General features: G+C 42.4%; 20 protein-coding genes and 2 tRNA genes. 7 read left to right on the forward strand and 15 right to left on the reverse strand.

Annotation, left to right across the window (positions count from 1 at the left end):
- Positions 1-14 precede the first annotated feature (14 nt).
- Both AC4MCC_RS10425 and folD read right to left on the reverse strand, forming a co-directional pair.
- The gene (locus tag AC4MCC_RS10425; RefSeq protein WP_419363301.1) at positions 15-683 is read right to left on the reverse strand and encodes a class I SAM-dependent methyltransferase; all 669 of its coding nucleotides are present in this window, start codon (positions 681-683) and stop codon (positions 15-17) included.
- 100 nt (positions 684-783) lie between these two features.
- Entirely contained in the window at positions 784-1,632 is an 849-nt protein-coding gene (gene folD, locus AC4MCC_RS10430; RefSeq protein ID WP_419374379.1) for a bifunctional methylenetetrahydrofolate dehydrogenase/methenyltetrahydrofolate cyclohydrolase FolD, read from the reverse strand.
- Between the two features lie 153 nt (positions 1,633-1,785).
- Here folD and AC4MCC_RS10435 point away from each other — a divergent pair.
- Positions 1,786-1,859 (forward strand) — tRNA-Cys (locus AC4MCC_RS10435).
- Positions 1,860-1,870: 11 nt separating this feature from the next.
- Positions 1,871-1,956: transfer RNA gene (locus tag AC4MCC_RS10440), tRNA-Leu, on the forward strand.
- Positions 1,957-2,087: 131 nt separating this feature from the next.
- Here the strand turns inward: AC4MCC_RS10440 and AC4MCC_RS10445 are convergent.
- The 3 genes from AC4MCC_RS10445 to AC4MCC_RS10455 form a co-directional block, all read right to left on the reverse strand.
- Positions 2,088-2,993: a helix-turn-helix transcriptional regulator gene (locus tag AC4MCC_RS10445; RefSeq protein WP_491885237.1), complete on the reverse strand. Its 906-nt coding sequence runs from the start codon at positions 2,991-2,993 to the stop codon at positions 2,088-2,090.
- 139 nt (positions 2,994-3,132) lie between these two features.
- The gene (locus AC4MCC_RS10450) at positions 3,133-3,333 is read right to left on the reverse strand and encodes a hypothetical protein (RefSeq protein ID WP_419374378.1); all 201 of its coding nucleotides are present in this window, start codon (positions 3,331-3,333) and stop codon (positions 3,133-3,135) included.
- A 237-nt stretch (positions 3,334-3,570) separates the two neighbouring features.
- Positions 3,571-4,563, reverse strand: coding sequence for an NAD(P)H-quinone oxidoreductase (locus AC4MCC_RS10455; RefSeq protein ID WP_419363293.1), 993 nt, complete (start codon positions 4,561-4,563; stop codon positions 3,571-3,573).
- Between the two features lie 129 nt (positions 4,564-4,692).
- Between AC4MCC_RS10455 and AC4MCC_RS10460 the strand changes: the two genes are divergently transcribed.
- Together AC4MCC_RS10460 and AC4MCC_RS10465 are read left to right on the forward strand one after the other, a co-directional pair.
- On the forward strand, positions 4,693-5,139 hold the full coding sequence (locus AC4MCC_RS10460) for an N-acetyltransferase (RefSeq protein ID WP_419363291.1): 447 nt from the start codon (positions 4,693-4,695) through the stop codon (positions 5,137-5,139).
- A 19-nt stretch (positions 5,140-5,158) separates the two neighbouring features.
- Complete coding sequence (locus tag AC4MCC_RS10465; protein WP_419363289.1) at positions 5,159-5,509, forward strand: thioredoxin family protein; 351 nt, start codon at positions 5,159-5,161, stop codon at positions 5,507-5,509.
- Between the two features lie 18 nt (positions 5,510-5,527).
- On the opposite strand, the gene AC4MCC_RS10470 is transcribed toward AC4MCC_RS10465, so the two are convergent.
- From AC4MCC_RS10470 to cysD, 6 genes are all read right to left on the reverse strand, one after another.
- Positions 5,528-5,788: a DUF2798 domain-containing protein gene (locus tag AC4MCC_RS10470; protein WP_419363287.1), complete on the reverse strand. Its 261-nt coding sequence runs from the start codon at positions 5,786-5,788 to the stop codon at positions 5,528-5,530.
- An 18-nt stretch (positions 5,789-5,806) separates the two neighbouring features.
- Entirely contained in the window at positions 5,807-6,118 is a 312-nt protein-coding gene (locus AC4MCC_RS10475) for a DUF3861 domain-containing protein (protein ID WP_419363285.1), read from the reverse strand.
- A gap of 9 nt (positions 6,119-6,127) precedes the next feature.
- Positions 6,128-6,643 carry a PadR family transcriptional regulator gene (locus AC4MCC_RS10480; RefSeq protein WP_419363283.1) on the reverse strand — a complete coding sequence of 172 codons (516 nt, stop codon included), beginning with the start codon at positions 6,641-6,643 and terminating at the stop codon, positions 6,128-6,130.
- A 255-nt stretch (positions 6,644-6,898) separates the two neighbouring features.
- Complete coding sequence (locus tag AC4MCC_RS10485; RefSeq protein ID WP_419363281.1) at positions 6,899-7,177, reverse strand: hypothetical protein; 279 nt, start codon at positions 7,175-7,177, stop codon at positions 6,899-6,901.
- A gap of 134 nt (positions 7,178-7,311) precedes the next feature.
- Positions 7,312-8,925 carry a sulfate adenylyltransferase subunit CysN gene (gene cysN / locus AC4MCC_RS10490; RefSeq protein ID WP_491885238.1) on the reverse strand — a complete coding sequence of 538 codons (1,614 nt, stop codon included), beginning with the start codon at positions 8,923-8,925 and terminating at the stop codon, positions 7,312-7,314.
- A gap of 115 nt (positions 8,926-9,040) precedes the next feature.
- Positions 9,041-9,955 (reverse strand): sulfate adenylyltransferase subunit CysD, encoded by a 915-nt coding sequence (gene cysD, locus AC4MCC_RS10495; protein WP_491885239.1) that lies wholly within the window; start codon positions 9,953-9,955, stop codon positions 9,041-9,043.
- Positions 9,956-10,272: 317 nt separating this feature from the next.
- Between cysD and AC4MCC_RS10500 the strand changes: the two genes are divergently transcribed.
- The 3 genes from AC4MCC_RS10500 to AC4MCC_RS10510 all read left to right on the forward strand — a co-directional run bounded on the left by AC4MCC_RS10500 (position 10,273) and on the right by AC4MCC_RS10510 (position 13,493).
- Entirely contained in the window at positions 10,273-10,815 is a 543-nt protein-coding gene (locus AC4MCC_RS10500) for a hypothetical protein (RefSeq protein ID WP_491885240.1), read from the forward strand.
- 272 nt (positions 10,816-11,087) lie between these two features.
- Positions 11,088-11,723: a YqiJ family protein gene (locus AC4MCC_RS10505; protein WP_419363275.1), complete on the forward strand. Its 636-nt coding sequence runs from the start codon at positions 11,088-11,090 to the stop codon at positions 11,721-11,723.
- A gap of 51 nt (positions 11,724-11,774) precedes the next feature.
- Positions 11,775-13,493, forward strand: a complete 1,719-nt coding sequence (locus AC4MCC_RS10510) for a flotillin family protein (protein ID WP_491885241.1) — start codon at positions 11,775-11,777, stop codon at positions 13,491-13,493.
- Between the two features lie 101 nt (positions 13,494-13,594).
- On the opposite strand, the gene sucD is transcribed toward AC4MCC_RS10510, so the two are convergent.
- From sucD to odhB, 4 genes are all read right to left on the reverse strand, one after another.
- Positions 13,595-14,485, reverse strand: coding sequence for a succinate--CoA ligase subunit alpha (gene sucD, locus AC4MCC_RS10515; RefSeq protein ID WP_005234623.1), 891 nt, complete (start codon positions 14,483-14,485; stop codon positions 13,595-13,597).
- An 11-nt stretch (positions 14,486-14,496) separates the two neighbouring features.
- Complete coding sequence (gene sucC, locus AC4MCC_RS10520; protein ID WP_004782971.1) at positions 14,497-15,663, reverse strand: ADP-forming succinate--CoA ligase subunit beta; 1,167 nt, start codon at positions 15,661-15,663, stop codon at positions 14,497-14,499.
- A 184-nt stretch (positions 15,664-15,847) separates the two neighbouring features.
- The gene (gene lpdA / locus AC4MCC_RS10525) at positions 15,848-17,281 is read right to left on the reverse strand and encodes a dihydrolipoyl dehydrogenase (protein WP_491885242.1); all 1,434 of its coding nucleotides are present in this window, start codon (positions 17,279-17,281) and stop codon (positions 15,848-15,850) included.
- Between the two features lie 60 nt (positions 17,282-17,341).
- A complete protein-coding gene (gene odhB / locus AC4MCC_RS10530) occupies positions 17,342-18,562 on the reverse strand; it encodes a 2-oxoglutarate dehydrogenase complex dihydrolipoyllysine-residue succinyltransferase (RefSeq protein ID WP_005234619.1) in 1,221 nt (406 codons plus the stop codon).
- Positions 18,563-18,567 lie beyond the last annotated feature (5 nt).

Consider the following 18,567-nt stretch of genomic DNA (forward strand, 5'->3'; position numbering starts at 1 on the left):
TCAATTCTTGGATGTTATTTAGTTCGATAGAAGCTGACATTGCGGAATTCTGGTGATTCATCCAGATCTGGCCAAGTAGTCGCACTACGTTCATCCAGTTTGAAATATTGTGGATGACTAAAGTTTTTAACCCGGCTATCTGCCACCCAGACTTCTGGTGCAAATTTCAGGAATTCATCTAGGAAGAAGCGATTACACTGATCATAAAGTACGTCAGCCGCTAGCAGTATATCCACCTGTTCTGTTTTATAGAGATCATCCAGATATTCCAGCTCAACATCATTTAGCTCAGCATTGGCACGACAGGCATCCAGACTGACCTGATCGATATCACAACAGATCACACGTTTGGCTCCTGCCATTTTCGCTGCAATCGCAACAACACCGGAACCAGCACCAAAATCCAGTACGACTTTGTCTTTGACATGATGCGGTTCAGCCAGCAACCACTGTGCCATTGCCAGTCCTGATGCCCAGCAGAAGATCCAGTACGGCGTATCATTCCAGATCCGGCGAATCACTTCATCGTCAAGTTTGTCTGTCGGAAAAACTGGTGGAATCAGCCAGAGTGAAATCGGTGTTTCCGGCAGTTGTTGTGCCGTTAGTTCACAATTAGGAATGACTTGATGTAAGGCTTGGAGTAAATGCTTAGGGGCTTTAGGAAATTGAAAAGTACAGCTCATTGGTTTTTATTTTTAACTATTCAGAATTTTAGTTTCAAACTCGAAACTAAAATTGATAAAGAAAGTTCCCTCTCCTTTATTAAAGGAGAGGGAGACAGCATTAACCCAAAGCTTTCTCAGCAGCTTCTACAGTTTGGCGAATCAGAGTCGTAATTGTCATAGGGCCTACACCACCCGGAACTGGGGTATAAGCAGAAGCAACTTCTTCGATACCGACTAATTGAATATCGCCTACACCGCCGCCATCACGTGGGTGGAAACCAGCATCTACAACCACTGCACCTGGTTTGATCCAGCCTTTCTGGATCAGTTCAGCTTTACCCACCGCACCCACAATGATGTCAGCCTGTTTTACAAATTCAGGCAGGTTTTGAGTACGTGAATGGCAAATAGTCACTGTAGCATTCGCTTCAAGCAACATTGCTGCCATTGGTTTACCCAAAATCGCAGAACGACCAACAACCACCGCATGTTTACCTGCGATTTCGATGTTGTTTTCTTTTAGGATGGTCATGATACCTGCTGGAGTAGCAGAACCATAAGCCGCTTCACCCATCGCCATACGACCGTAGCCAAGACAAGTCACACCATCAACGTCTTTTTCAAGCGAGATTGCATCGAAACAAGCACGTTCATCAATTTGTGCAGGAACCGGATGTTGTAACAGAATACCGTGAACATCTGGATTTGCATTCAATTTTTCAATTTCAGCAAGCAATTCTTCAGTAGTCGTTTCTTTTGGAAGCTCAACTTTTAATGAATCCATACCAACACGACGGCAAGCATTACCTTTCATACGTACATAAGTTGCAGATGCGCCATCGTCACCCACCAAAATAGTCGCAAGAATTGGAGTACGACCTGATTTTGCTTTTAGCGCTTCTACGCGAGTTAACAAGTCAGCTTCAATTTGCTTCGCCAATGCACGACCGTCTAGAACTAATGCCACGGCACTTCTCCCAAGTGTTGATATGAATCAATTTTGCACATTCTACATGATAATTCTGAATATTTTCCGTCATATGCTGTTTTTATGCGCATACAAATGAATATCCTATTGTTTTTTTTTCAGAGCTTGATAATATACGCATCAACAAGACGCGGCGGGGTGGCAGAGTGGTCATGCAGCGGACTGCAACTCCGTGGACGCCGGTTCGATTCCGACCTCCGCCTCCAATCTTGTTAAAGCCCGAGTGGTGAAATCGGTAGACACAGGGGATTTAAAATCCCCCGCCCACAAAGCGTGCCAGTTCGAGTCTGGCCTCGGGCACCATTCTTCTACTACTGAAGATGGTGTAAATAAAGAACCCAGCGAAAGCTGGTTTTTTTATGCCTGTAATTTGCTAAATCTAGTTCTCAATAGAATTTTATTAGCATTCGCCAACCTACTCTGCTTTCAAAATATCATCCAGCAGAGCGTAAATAACCTTCTAGATCCTGTTCCAGTTTTTCCTGAAAATGAATCAGCTCAATGATCTTTACATGTGGTAGCCAGTAACGTACCAGTGGCAGCAACTGCATTTCATGACGAATCTGACAACTAATCAACAATTCTCCAGACTCTGATTCCTGTTCGATCTGCTGTTCCGGAAATAAACGGCGCTCTTTAAAAAATACCGTGACTTCAGGTTGCACCTTCATCAAAACCTGCTGTTTTTGCTGGCCAAACCAGATGCTGTCTTCATCTGCCAGCATTTTCAGAACTTCAGGATCATGCTCAAAGCTTTCATTTTCAAAAACTAGTTTGACTTCCTGCAATTGACTTAAACGATAGGTTTTGAGTTCAGCTTCAGTGACACCGGCCAGATACCAGATGCCATGATGATGAATCAGTCGATATGGCTGGATGATCCGTGTTTGATCGGAATATTGCAGCTCAATCTGCTGCCGTTTATAGATCGCCCCTGCAAGCGACTTAAAATGCTCGGCAAACTGTTTGGCATCTTCAAAATAATAGCCTTTTGCCGAAAACACCTGATTTGCCCGCTCATCCAGCAATTCACGAATAAAAGACATATCCAGTGCCGGATACAAGTCACTGATTCCAGACAATTGTGCAAAATTCTGGATATCCTGTAACTTGAAACGCCCTAAATATGAAGGCTCAAGATAGTAGCGTTTGGTATTTTCATCCTGTATGAGCGGTAAATACGCATTTAGACGAACAAAATCACGCTCAATGGTACGGGTGCTGACCTGAAATTCTCGTGCCAGCTCCTGTACACTCAACTGATGCCCTATATTAAGTTTGGTTAAAATATTTGCCAAACGGTCTGCGAGGCGCTCATGCGTTGACGCATTGCCCTTCATAAATACCCTCTTCGTGCCGCTTGTGCAGCACAATGAATCATCTGCTTAGAATTTTTAAATTATGGGAAAATTATACAGCCAAATAAAAAGGAGATTAGAGTTATTCACTTCAACTTAAGGCTAATAGGCAAGGTGTTTTTTAAGCTTTTTTACGACGTTTGTAGTGAGGTTTCGGTGCTGAGTGGCTCAGCCGTTCCATATAGCGTTCCAGATGCAACATGGCTTGATACAGCTTGTGTAAATCGGAACGAAGTAACTGATTACGGATAATCGCTTTATGCAAACGCTTCAATGCACGAAAGCCTTGTTCATGCGTATAAGGGGTCGACACTATCTTCATAATATACTTCCTTTTAATACGTGACATTTCATCTAATACCAAACAATTTAGTCAGATTATATTTAAGCGCTAATTTACTCCTCAGTTTTGACAGGTTGTGTCGAATAATCGACACTTTTTACCGTTTTTTAAAATTTATATCCCTATTTCAATCAATTAATTTAAATTAGTTATCGTTTTTTATGCAAAATAAAAGCCAACAAAAGTTGGCTTTTATTATTTCTATTACAAGAATAATTAGATGATTTCCACCACAATCTTACCGATATGTTCACCTGTATCCATCGCTGCATGCGCATCCTGAATCTGGTCAAACTTGAAGGTTTGATAGATCATCGGTAAACATTCGCCTTTTGCCCAGAGTGGTGCCACATGCTCTTTCAGGCCTTGGGCAATTTCAGCTTTCTCAGCCGTATTGCGTGCACGCATGGTGGAACCAGTAACGGTCAAACGTTTCATCATGATTTGACCCAGTTTAACCTCCTTAGCCTTAGCACCGCCCAGGAATGCGATATACACCAGACGGCCATCACGACGCAGCAGATTCAGGTTTTTCTCCAGGTATGGCGCACCCACCATATCCAGAATCACATCTACACCGGCATTATCCGTAGCTTCATTGATGACCTGCTCAAAGTCTTGGGTCTTGTAATTGATTCCTGTGGTCAGATGTGAAATCGCCTGGATTTTTTCATCACTACCTGCTGTCGCAAAGGTTTTGATTCCTAATGATTTGCACAGCATTAAGGCCGTGGTCCCAATCCCGCTGGTACCACCATGAATCAGCACCGTTTCCCCTGCCTTAGCCTTACCCATCTGGAACACATTTGCCCATACAGTAAAGAAGGTTTCTGGAATCGCCGCAGCCTGTACAAAGCTCACACCTTCAGGAATGTTTAAAGTCTGACTCTCTGGCACAACGCAATATTCTGCATAACCACCACCATTGGTCAGGCCACAAACCTTATCACCCACTTTAAACTGACTTACTTCACTTCCGACTGCAACCACTTCACCGGCAACTTCCAGACCCGGTACCGGAGTCACACCCTTAGGCATTGGATACAAACCCTGACGCTGCAAGATATCCGGACGGTTAATCCCAAAAGCATGAACCTTAACCAGCACTTCGTCTGCTTTTGCTTCTGGAATGGCAACGGTTTCATAAGCGAGTTTCTCTACACCACCCGGTTCTGTAATGATGACTTGTTGCATGCTGTGTTGCGTCATGGATTCTTTCCCTAATATTCACGTTTCGTATTTTTCGAACTTATTTGAACATAGAAATGCTATGGATTGAAGCAGCATGGACTTATGTATAATCAGCTGCCTATTTAGTAAATTGATATAAGACCATTGATGACAATAATTACAAAAGCGAAAACAGAGGATATCGACGCTATTCTTGAGATCTGGTTCAAGGCTTCTGTAAGGGCGCATGATTTTATTCCTGCTAGTTATTGGGAAAATCAGCTGCTTCCAATGCGAGATGTATATTTGCCCTTAGCAGAAAACTATGTCCTTAAAGAAAATCATACGGTGCTTGGCTTTGTTTCATTATTAAAATCGGAAAATATATTAGCTGCACTTTTCATTGATCCTGAGCAGCAAGGTGCTGGCTATGGCCGCCGTTTAGTTAATTTCTTAAAACAGCAATGTAATCAGCTGCATTTAAATGTCTATGCTGCAAATACATCAGCAGTTCATTTTTACCAAAAGCAGGGTTTTAAGGTGATCAATCAAGGAATCGATGAGAATACCGGTCAAGCTGAACTCACTATGAGCTGGTCCAAGCATTCATCTTAAAAATATGAGGGCTAATTCTATGTCAGCAGTTATCGCCTACAATGAAGATAATTACAGTAACTTCGAATGGTTTGAAGGCCTTGCTGTGATCCGGTTCTATGCTGACTGGTGCAAGCCTTGTGTACAGAATTTTCCGGTTTTTGAGGAACTGGCAGCACAATATGCTGGGCATAACCCAGAAATTAAGTTCGGTAAAATCAATGTCGATCAATCACCGATTCTGACCTTACGCTATAACGTTTATGGCCTACCTTCTACTCTTATCTTTAAAAATGGGCAGATCATTCAACGCATTGCTGGTGTGAAAAGCCTAACTGAAATGAAATCTATTTTATCTCAAGTTCTAAATGAATCATCCGGTTTCGACTGATTCAAGCGGATCAATCTTTTATTTAGCAGATTGATCTGGCATCTGCACAAACTGCATCAGGAATTTACGTACCAGCGGCAAGACAAGCAGAATCAGTGGAAATGCCACCAGCCACGACAGTCCCCAAGCATGTAACCATAACGAGATAAAGGCATCGCTCCAGCCTTTATTCAGCAACATATTAAAGCAGGAAATCGCACCGCTCATAATGCCGGAAAGAATCAAGGGCATTAACCAGTTCAGATGTTTTAGGTGAAATTTTGGGAGATTGTTTTTCATAAATGACCTTTAGAATACTTACTTTTCTTCACTTTGGGCTTTCACTATCTGTTTCAGGGATTTCATAAACTGGGCAAATTGCGGCATGAATTCCTTGAAGAGTGGCAACTCTTTATTTTCCAGCATGACTTCACTAAACAGTTTTAAGCCAACAGCAAATGCCTTGGTACTCTCCCCATCCAACAACTGACTGGCTTGAAGTTTTTCCAGTATTTTAAAGATGTCATCGTGATTACCCACCTGAAACTGTAGCGCCTCAGTATAGGTGGATGGATTACCTTGAGCATCAGCCAGATGTTTAACAGTCACTTCATATTGATGTTGTTTCATGTCCTGCTCCTACAGTTGACGGATATTAATTGCAGCCTGTTCAATCTGGGCAGCAATATCACTGATCTGCTCTGGACGAAGTTCATTTTGCAGTTTGAATCGTAGTGAAGCTTTCAGGCTTTCCATTGAATTATGGATATCGATATAGCGCTCATCTTCTTGAATGCGGCGACGGGTTTCAAAACGGCTAAGAACTCTTTGTAGAGTTTCCTGATTATCTTTCAGATGCTCACGGCCTTTGCCTGTAATGTGGTATTGCTTGCGTTCATCAGCACTCATAACCACTTGGGTATATTGCTGTTCTTCAAGATAGTTAATCGTCGGGCAGATCGTGCCTGTACTCGGTTTATAGTTCCCCCCAACCAAAGCAGCAACATCTTTGATAATGTCATAGCTGTACTTAGGCGCTTGAGCAATAAAATGCAGCACGAGCAGTTTCATTTCACCTGCTTCAAAGAGGCGTTTACGAGGTTTTGGAGAGTTTTCTCGCTCTTCTATTAATGCAAAATCAGAAGTTCTAGACATAGCAAAGATATATCTTAAATTTAATATAAGATATATCTTATCATAGATAATATTGAATTTATTTCAAGTGAAGCAATAAAAGTTAAATTTAAGAAGAAAAATAGGCACGAAATACTTGTGAAAAACATCCTTCCTTATAAAGCCATTTTCTCAGTTGAGATTACAACAATTAACTAGGAACCTTTTGTATAGTTACTGTCTTATCTAAATGTATAAAAATAGATGCTTTATAATCTTAGTCCCTCAACTTAAATTTTAACTTTTATATTCTCGCACCATCCGATCACTGACATCTTCCGGATAGCAAAGTGGCGCATAACCTCCAGCACGATTATAAGCACTTCGTTTACCGCAACGACTACCATTACGCGCTGTATTATATGGACAAGGACAATTTCCCGGATAGCTTTCAATTGACTGTTGAATAATCTTCCGTTTAATTGCTTCCGCACTTTGGCTGCTCTGCTTGGCTTCTGCTCCAAAAGCTACACATAGTCCAATTAGTAATAATATTTTCTCATACCTTCCCTCCATCTACGGAGCATTGTATAAAGCTACATATAAATTGAAAGATCACATTTTGAATAACCGAATGATTTTCAAACATCCAAAATTCAGGCAATAAAAAACCCGCCTTACAGCGGGTTTTTCTTAAAATCAGTCCAGTCTTATAAACGAACCAATTCCACAATTTTCTCAGCCAATTCTTCAACTGCATCGGCTGTATAAGTTACATCTGTACCTTCTGCAAGGTCAGTAATGACTACTACACCAGTTTCACGAACAAGTGCAACCTGTTCAGCAGTCAGACCCGCTTTCGCAATTGCAACTACACCTTGTTGAATCAACAGGCTTTCAAGTGCTTGAGCATTTTCCAGAGCTTTCGCAGTTACAGTGACCACAGCAGGTTTTTGGCCTAAACGTGCAGCACGTGCTTCAGCAGTCACAGGTTCATCATGCGCAGTCCATTCAATCGCTGCTTCAACCATACCCGCACCGACTGTCACATTGCTTAAACGGTCGATGAAGATGAAAGAACCGGTGTAACGGCTTTCTTGATAACGGTCAAATACTACTGGAGCATCAAATTCGATAGTCACGTCTGCAATCGCATTCAGTTCCAGCTGTTCAACTTCCAGTTTTTCCAATGTGTTGACATTGGTACGGTAGTGAATTTTTTCAACTTTTGCAGGAATCGTTTGTGTACCGAACTTAACGTTATACAGCTTACCCACTACAAGCGGCTGGTCATTCATCCAAACCACAGATGCACGGGCAGAACGTGAAATTAAAGGCTGCTGGCCTGCTTTAACCAGCACGTTACCACGTGAAATATCAATCTCGTCATTCAGGGTTATCGTAATCGCCTGACCTGCAATTGCATGATCCAGATTGCCATCAAAAGTGACGATTTCTTTCACTGTTGATTTCTTACCAGATGGCAGTGCAACAATTTCATCGCCAACTTTCACTTCACCCAGTGCGATGGTACCGCAGAAACCACGGAAGTCGAGGTTCGGACGGTTGACATATTGAACTGGAAAACGGAATTCGTGCTTGCTGGTATCGTGTGCAATTTCAACGTTTTCCAAAGTCTCCATTAAGGTTTCACCTTGGTACCAAGGTGTATTTGGAGATTTGTTGACAACGTTATCACCATTTAACGCAGAGATCGGCGTAAAGATGATGTTGGCAGGTTTACGGTCACCTAACTGGTCCACGAACTTGTTGTACTCAGCCTGAATTTCATTGAAGCGTGCTTCAGAGAATTCAACCAGGTCCATTTTGTTCACTGCAACCACGATATTACGAATACCTAACAGGCTCGCAATAAATGAGTGACGACGTGTTTGAGTCTGAACACCGTAACGCGCATCGATCAGGATGATGGCAAGATCCGCAGTAGACGCACCAGTTGCCATGTTACGGGTGTACTGTTCGTGTCCCGGAGTGTCGGCAATGATGAACTTACGTTTTTCAGTAGAGAAATAACGGTAAGCTACGTCAATGGTAATACCTTGCTCACGTTCAGCTTGCAGACCATCGACCAGCAGCGCCAAGTCAGGTGCATCACCTGTAGTCCCGACTTTTTTCGAGTCACGTGTTACGGCTTGTAGTTGATCTTCATAAATCAATTTTGAATCGTAAAGTAAACGACCAATTAAAGTTGATTTACCATCATCCACATTACCGCAAGTCAAGAAACGAAGAAGGTCTTTGTTTTCGTGTTGTTTTAAATACGCCAAGATGTCTTGGCTAATTAAATCTGATTGGTGAGACATCGCTCAAACTCCACATATTCTTTTGAAATCGGTTTCTTTTAATCCCCCTGTTTCCCCCTTTGTAAAAGGGGGATTATCTCCTCTCTTTCTTAAAGAGAGGTCGGGAGAGATTAAATTAGAAGTAACCTTCCTGCTTTTTCTTTTCCATCGAACCTGCTTCGTCATGGTCGATCATACGGCCTTGACGTTCAGATGTGGTCGCTAAAAGCATTTCCTGGATAATTTCCGGTAAAGTTGTTGCAGTTGATTCAACCGCACCCGTTAATGGGTAACAACCTAAAGTACGGAAACGAACCGATTTCATTTGTGGCACTTCGCCTGGATTCAGGCGCATACGCTCATCATCAACCATGATCAGCGTACCATTACGCTCAACGACTGGACGTTCAGCAGCTAAGTACAATGGAACAAGTTTAATATTTTCAAGGTAGATATATTGCCAGATGTCTAGCTCAGTCCAGTTAGACAATGGGAATACACGAATACTTTCGCCTTTGTTCACTTTACCATTGTAAAGGTTCCAAAGTTCTGGACGCTGGTTTTTAGGATCCCAACGGTGTTTAGAGTCACGGAATGAATAAACACGTTCTTTGGCACGTGATTTTTCTTCGTCACGACGTGCACCACCGAAAGCAGCATCAAACTGATATTTATCCAGTGCCTGTTTCAGACCTTGGGTTTTCATAATGTCAGTATATTTAGAGCTACCATAGTCGAATGGGTTTACGTCCGCATCACGACCTTCTTTGTTCTGATGCACGATCAGATCAAAGCCATGTTCTTTGGCCATGTTATCACGGAACTTGATCATGTCTTTGAATTTCCAGCCGGTATCTACATGAAGTAGCGGGAATGGAAGTTTTGCAGGATAAAACGCTTTCAGTGCTAAATGCAGCATAACTGCTGAATCTTTACCGATTGAATAAAGCATAACCGGATTTTCAAACTCGGCAGCAACTTCGCGAATGATGTGAATACTCTCAGCTTCAAGCTGTTTAAGATGAGTAAGTCTTTCCTCATTTAATGACATGGACAACCTGCGTATTACACGTGTACTTATTACACTTTATAAAATTTATATTCATTATAGTGATTAACTTTTCATAACGATTGCTTGTTTTGTGATATTCATATATTAAAACGTCATATAAAAATTCACTAATATCAACTATCAGTTTTTATGAATCTGACAGTTCAGCTAAATAAAGACAATTGATTGTTTAGTAAAAGCACTCTGGAAGATTACTTTCAGCAATGAAATGATATATTAATCATCTAAATGCACAGTTCACATCTCGGCCAAAAAAAATTAGAGTAGGATTAGTTCCTCCAATTTAAAAACTATGTATGCCTTATAACGAATTTGATTTAGATACTTTAAAATCCCGTCTGAAACAGGCAAAACTTGCCGGTTTTATTTACCAGCACCAACAACATATTTTGGTTCTTCAGGAACCTTATACTGAAGATGGCAGTCCATTAAATATTTATATCCAGCATGAACTGACAGCGGATCAGATTGGCCTGCAGTTTGGCCTGCGTAAGCTGAATAATCAATGGGAATACCTGCTCGGTATGACTTATAGTAACCAGCAGGCAGGTTACGAAATAGGTGTCGGCAATCTGAGAGGCGATCAAAAAGCTTTTAACCTGCTTTATGCTTTCTATAACTATCCTAAAGCCTTCTTCTTGGTGGCCTTACCTTTGTCTGCAAATACTCAGGTATTGGAACAGGCTCTTGACGAACAACTATTTAATCAGCCTGAACTTAAATTTCTGGAGGCTGCAGTAAAAACCAATCCAATGGGCGAACAGGTGCAATGGATGAAAAACTATATTCTGCAACAAGCCCTAGAAATGAAAGTCCGTATCCAGACCGCCATCCTTTAATACTTTTATACATATAAATAGAGATAGAAAAGCAGACGTCCATCAATTGCTTTTCTATTCTTTAGATAAAACCTCAGATTCGCCCTACCTATATAAATAGTCGACATTTATTTGTAGCTAAGAAAAGCTCATCACATATTGTTAAATTTTAGATTTTATCAAGCTATCCCAATAGGGAATTTTGTTGTTTTTTGCTTACAATTTTATTAATAACTGTTATCTTTAACAGGGTCATAAAATTTCTATAAAACCATAATTAGAGACAGAAACTCATGTGGGAACTGTTCACTCATCCTTCCAACATTGTATTTAGTATCAGTTTAAGTCTGATGCTGATGTTTGCTGCCTTGGAATGTGTCTTGCTGATGCTGGGAGGTGGCTCCCAAAATATGTTCGAACAATTTCTGCCTGAAGAACCGCTTCACCCGGAAGTAGGTGTTGATCAGCATACTGGCCTGTTCAATAAAGTATTCGACTGGCTTTATCTGGGTCGCCTGCCTCTCTTTATCTGGCTCATTATTTTCCTGACCAGTTATGGTCTGAGCGGTTTATTGATCCAAGGCCTGTTCGAACGATTTACCAGTCAGCTTTTAAATGCATGGATTATTTCCCCTGCCTGTTTATTTTTATGCATGCCGATTGTACGTGGGCTGTCCGTGCTCGCTGCTAAAATTCTGCCCCAAGATGAAACCATCGCGATCTATAGCGATGAGCTGATCGGACGAACCGCCACGATTATTCTGGGAGATGCCAAAGCTAACTCCCCTGCTCAGGCCAAAGTTCAGGATCAGCATGGTAAGACCCATTATGTGCTGGTCGAACCTGAACGCAATGAAATATTTAATCAGGGTCAGACAGTAGTTCTGACTCAAAAAACTAAAAATGGCTTTCAGGCTATTGAACTTTAATTAAACCAATTTCCTATAAAAACTAAGCTTGCCCAAAGAGACTTTATAATAATGCTAAATTTTGATTTATATAATGTTTTGGTTATTGCGGGGATTATATTCGTTGGCCTTGTCACCTTCGGATTAATCATTGCACGTTTATACCGTCGTTCCAGTAAAGAAATTTCTTTTGTGCGTACCGGTTGGGGTGGTGAAAAAGTGATTCTAGGCGGCGGAGCTTTGGTGCTACCGGTGCTACATGAAATCATTCCAGTGAATATGAATACTCTGCGTCTGGAAGTTCGTCGTGCCGATGATCAGGCGCTGATTACCCGTGATCGCATGCGTGTCGATGTAATGGCTGAATTCTATGTGCGCGTAAAGCCTACTGCAGATTCGATTGCCACTGCTGCACAAACGCTTGGTCAAAAGACCATGTCACCAAATGAACTGAAAAATCTTGTGGAAGGTAAATTTGTCGACTCTTTACGCGCCGTTGCCGCTGAAATGGCGATGGAAGAATTGCATGAGAAACGCGTCGACTTCGTACAAAAAGTACAGCAAGTGGTATCTGAAGATCTACATAAAAATGGTCTGGAGCTTGAAACTGTTTCTTTAACAGGTCTGGATCAAACCGGCTTTAAATACTTCAATCCGCAAAATGCGTTCGATGCTGAAGGTTTGACCAAACTCACTGAAACCATTGAAGATCGTCGCCGTAAGCGTAACCATATTGAACAGGATACAGATCTGGCCATTAAAGCCAAAAATCTGGAAGCTGAACAAGCACGTCTGCAAATTATCCGTGAAGAAGAATATGCCAAACTGCAACAGGAACGTGAAATTTCAATTCGCCGTGCTGAACAGTTAGCCGAAATTGCCGCTCAGGAAGCTGCAAAAAAGCGTGAGGCGGAAGAAGCCCGTATTGCTGCTGAACGTGAAGTAGAACTGAAACGTATTTTGGCGGCTCGTGATGTTGAAAATGAAAACATCCAGAAAGCCCAGCTCATTCAAAAAGCTCAAGTTGAACAGAAGAAAACCATTGAACTGGCTGAACAGGATCGTGCGATTGCGATTGCAGAAAAATCCCGTGCTGAATCTGAAGCCAAAGCTTTAGCTGATCAGGCACGTGCTCAAGCGGTTAAAGCGGAAGAAGAAGTCGTCACTGTCCGTCAGATCCAGCAGGCTGAACGTCAAAAAGCGGTTGAACTGGTTGCAGCTAAAGAACAGGCTGAGAAAGATGCGATTGCTATTACCGTCGCAGCAGAGGCTGGCAAACAGGCAGCAGCTGATGATGCGGAAGCAGTTCGTATTGCCGCTGAGGCCGAAGCTGAAAAAGTTCGCTTGAAAGCCAAAGGTGAAGCGGATGCAAAAGTCTTACTTGCTCAAGCGATGGAGAAACAGTATCAGGTCGATGCTGAAGGTACTCGCGCTGTGAATGAAGCAAATAATGTACTGTCATCTGAACAGGTGGAAATGCAAATCCGCCTAGCCATGCTGAAATACTTGCCTGAAATCATTCGTGAAAGTGTTAAGCCTATGGAAAACATTGATGACATCAAGATTTTGCAAGTCAATGGTTTACATGGCACACATGCGGGTTCTTGTCAGGCAGATGCCCATCATGAAGGCAGCAATGTTGCCCTCTCCGATCAGGTGGTGAATAGTGCTTTGCGTTATCGTAGCCAGGCACCTTTAATTGATAGTCTGATGAATGAATTAGGCATTCAGGGCGGTGACATCAATGGCATGACCCAAAGCCTAAAAGCTAAAGCTGGTGTAGATAACTAAATACTCAATTTTCGAGTTATCATCTAGTTAGATTTTAATTTTCTTTTGTAGCAATTATAAAAAAGCCCTCAATAATGAGGGCTTTTTATCAGCTCAACAAATTAAGCCAAACCTTTTTCTTTCAATACCTGGAGCATGGTTGAACCCAACTCTGCAGGACTACGTGTATACGCCATTCCCGCGCGTTCAAAAGCTGCAAATTTCTCTTCAGCAGTTCCTTTACCGCCAGAAATAATGGCACCTGCGTGACCCATACGCTTACCTTTCGGCGCTGTTACACCAGCGATATACCCTACCACTGGCTTGGTCACATGTGACTGAATATACTCAGCTGCTTCTTCTTCCGCAGTACCGCCAATTTCACCAATCATGATAATGGCTTCAGTTTGCGGATCTTCCTGGAACAGTTTCAAGCAATCAATCTGGTTCATGCCTGGAATCGGATCACCACCGATCCCGATACAGGTAGACTGACCTAAACCAAGTTTTGTGGTTTGTGCAACCGCTTCATAAGTCAAAGTACCTGAACGTGAGATAATACCGATCTTACCTGGCTGGTGAATATGACCCGGCATGATGCCGATCTTACATTCACCTGGCGTAATGATGCCCGGACAGTTTGGACCAATCAGACGCGTGCCATTACCATTGGTCTCCAGATAACGTTTGGCTTTCAGCATATCCAGTGTTGGTACGCCTTCAGTAATCACCACGATCAGTTCAATACCTGAGTCAACAGCTTCTACAATAGAATCGAGGACAAAAGGTGCAGGCACATAAATCACAGAAGCATCAGCTTGAGTTTCTTGCACCGCTTCACGCATGGTATTAAATACTGGCAAATCCAGATGTGATTGACCGCCTTTGCCCGGTGTTACTCCACCAACCACTTTAGTGCCATAGGCAATAGCCTGTTCAGAGTGAAATGTACCGTTCTTGCCTGTAAAGCCTTGGACTAAAACTTTGGTGTCTTTATTAATTAATACGCTCATTGTGATACTCCTTAAGCTTTTACTGCAGCAACAATTTTTTCTGCAGCATCGGCCAGGCCATTTGCAGAAATCAATTTCAAACCAGATTCATCCAGTAACTTGGCACCAAGCTCGGCATTGTTCCCTTCAAGGCGAACAACTACAGGCACAGTGACATTCACTTCCTGAACCGCTGCAATAATTGCCTCAGCAATCATGTCACAACGTACAATTCCACCAAAAATATTAATCAAGACACCTTGTACAGAAGAATCTGCCAAGATAATTTTAAACGCTTCAATTACACGCTCTTTGGTTGCACCACCGCCCACATCCAGGAAGTTGGCTGGCTGGCCACCATACAGTTTGATAATGTCCATAGTTGCCATCGCAAGACCGGCACCATTGACCATACAACCAATATTGCCCTCTAAAGCAACGTAGTTCAGGTCAAATTCAGATGCTTTCAGTTCACGCTCATTTTCTTGTGATTTATCACGTAAAGCAGCAACTTCAGGCAGGCGGTACAGTGCATTCGAATCAATACCGACTTTGGCATCGACACAGAGAATGTCACCATTTTCACGTACAGAGAGTGGGTTAATTTCAAATAAAGCAAAATCATTTTCAACAAAAGCTTGATAAGCAGCTGTCATGACTTTAACAAATTGATTGATCTGGCTATCTTTTAACTTAAGTGCAAATGCCACTTCACGTGCTTGGAATGGCAATAAACCCACCAAAGGATCAACTTCTACTTTAATGATTTTTTCAGGATTTTCTTCTGCAACTTTTTCAATTTCGACACCGCCTTCTGTGGATGCCATAAAGGTAATACGACGGCTAGAACGGTCAACCACCGCACCCAAATACAATTCACGCTCAACCGGATACACATCTTCAGACACCAGAATGCTATTGACTGGCTGACCGTTTGCATCGGTTTGATAGGTCACTAAACGTGAACCAATAATCTGATTGGCATATTCAGCTGCTTCTTCAGCCGACTTTACCACTTTTACCCCACCCGCTTTGCCACGACCACCTGCGTGAACCTGCGCTTTTAATACCGCAAACTTCCCACCAAGCTGCTCAAAAGCATGTACTGTTTCCTCAGCATTGGTAGCAAGAATACCTTCTTGTACAGGCATCCCATATTTTTTTAATAACGCTTTTGCTTGATACTCATGTAAATTCATTGATTAACCTTTTACTACTTATTTGACTTTGTTATTACACGTATTCCCAATATTTCTTGGTTCACATCAATCAATATTGGTATTTTTGGATCTTAAATTTTACTTATCTTTATTTTTAGATGATTATTCATTCAAAAACAACCACCAAATGTAAAAAGAGCGGCCGGAGCCGCTCTTCGAAGAATTACTTACGCTTACGTTGGATCGCGTGAATCGCACGACCATCAACTGCAAGAGCAGCTTCATGTACGACTTCAGAGAACGTTGGGTGACCGAAAGTCATCAACTGTAGATCTTCAACTGAAGATACAAACTCAAGTGCGATCATACCTTGGTGAACGATGTCAGACGCAGCAGGTCCAATCACGTGCATACCCAGCAGACGATCAGTTTTTGCATCAGCAACAAACTTCACAAAACCAGCACCTTCACCAGCTGCCAAAGCACGACCATTTACAGCAAAACCGAATTGACCAGTTTTCACTTCATGACCTTTTTCTTTAGCTTGCTCTTCTGTTAAACCTACCCAAGCCGCTTCCGGGTGAGTGTAGATGACAGAAATGATAGTGTCGTAGTTCACTTGAGCAGCATGACCGTGGATACGTTCAACAGCCATTACGCCTTCTTCCATTGCTTTATGTGCAAGCATTGGACCACGTACCAAGTCACCGATTGCGTATACGCCTTCAACAGAAGTTGCACACCAGTCGTTTACTTCAACCAGACCGCGCTCAGTCAGTTTGATGCCTGAGTCTTCAGCTAATAGGCCTTCAGCATAAGCACGACGGCCTACACAAACGATAAGTTTATCGAAAGTCTGTTCTTTGTCTTCACCGCCCTGGCTGTATTTAACAGTCACTTCACGACCATTAACTTCAGTACCAGAAACTTTCGCACCGATACGGATATCAAGACCTTGTTTGGTCAGTAATTTTTGATAGTCTTTCGCCAATGCTTTGTCAGCCATTGGCAAGAATGCGTCCATTGCTTCAAATACAACAACTTCCGCACCTAGACGACGCCATACTGAGCCAAGCTCAAGACCGATTACACCGGCACCGATTACACCAAGACGTTTAGGCACTTCTGGGAATTCAAGCGCACCAGTTGAGTCTACGATCAGGTCTTGGTCTACAGGAGCAACTGGAATATTTACTGGTACAGAACCAGATGCAAGGATGACATATTTAGGCTCTAAAACCTGAGTTTCGCCTTCATGCGGTACGAACTCAACTTTTTTATCAGCAAGTAATTTACCAGTACCCTGTAACCATTCGATGCCATTACCTTTAAGTAACTGTGCAACACCACCAGTCAATTGCTCAACGACTTTGTCTTTACGCGCCAGCATTTTAGACAAATCGAAAGCAACTTCACCCGTTGTAATACCGTGGTCATCTAAATGCTTAACAGTATCTTCATAACGGTGAGAAGAATCTAGAAGTGCTTTGGAAGGAATACAACCGACGTTTAGGCAAGTACCGCCTAAAGAAGGTTTACCTTTATGAATACGTTTTTCGATACACGCAACTTTAAAACCAAGCTGTGCAGCACGAATTGCAGCTTCGTAGCCACCTGGGCCACCACCGATTACAACTAAATCGAATTGTTGAGACATTATTCTCTCCAAAAATGGGCCTAGAGGATCACCCTAAGCCCATGGATTTATTCTTTAGAATTAAAGATCAAGGATCAGACGAGCTGGTTCTTCTAACAATTCTTTGATTGTTACAAGGAAACCTACAGCTTCTTTACCATCGATTAGACGATGGTCATAAGAAAGCGCTAGGTACATCATTGGCAAGATTTCAACTTGACCATTCACTGCCATAGGACGTTCCTGAATTTTATGCATACCCAGAATCGCAGTTTGTGGAGTGTTCAGGATTGGAGTTGAAAGTAATGAACCGAAAGTACCACCGTTGGTAATTGTGAAAGTACCACCAGTCATGTCTTCAATCGCAAGTTTACCTTCACGCGCTTTACCAGCGTATGCACGGATACCGTTTTCAACTTCAGCATAGTTCATGCGGTCTGTATCACGAAGAACAGGAACCACTAGACCACGGTCAGAAGAAACTGCTACACCGATGTCATAGTAACCATGGTAAACAATGTCGTCACCATCGATCGATGCATTCACTGCTGGATAGCGTTTCAGTGCTTCAGTCGCAGCTTTAACGAAGAATGACATGAAGCCTAGACGCGCACCATGACGTTTTTCAAACGCTTCTTTATACTGGTTACGCATTTCCATGATTGGTTTCATGTTTACTTCGTTGAACGTAGTCAACATTGCTGTTTCTTGAGTTGCAGCAAGCAGACGTTCAGCAACACGTTTACGCAGACGAGTCATTGGAACGCGTTTTTCAATACGTTCACCAACCGCAACGCTTAACGGTGCAGCAGCAGGTGCTGCAGGTTTAGACTGATGGTTCGCAACATCTTCTTTAGTGATGCGACCGCCACGACCTGTACCAGATACGTCAGCAGCATTGATACCAGATTCAGTCAATGCTTTACGTACTGCTGGAGCCTGGTCTTGAACCTGTTGACGCTCAACGATCGGTGCATTACCCGCTTCAGTTTTTGCAGCAGCTTGCTCTACTGATGCTTCAGTTTCAGATTGAACTGCTTGAGTTTGAGTTGCGCCAGATACAGCACCCTCTTCAAACTGTGCAATCACTTCAGCAGAAAGCACTGTATCGCCTTCATTTTTAACGATTGATGCAATTGTACCGTCTGCAGGAGCAACAACTTCTAAAACAACTTTATCAGTTTCAATATCACAGATCACTTCATCACGTGATACTGCTTCACCTGGTTGTTTGTGCCAAGTTGCGATCGTACCGTCCGCAACTGACTCTGGAAATACCGGTGCTTTAATTTCGGTTGCCATTATTT

This window comes from Acinetobacter sp. CAU_H_56 (assembly GCF_058599425.1).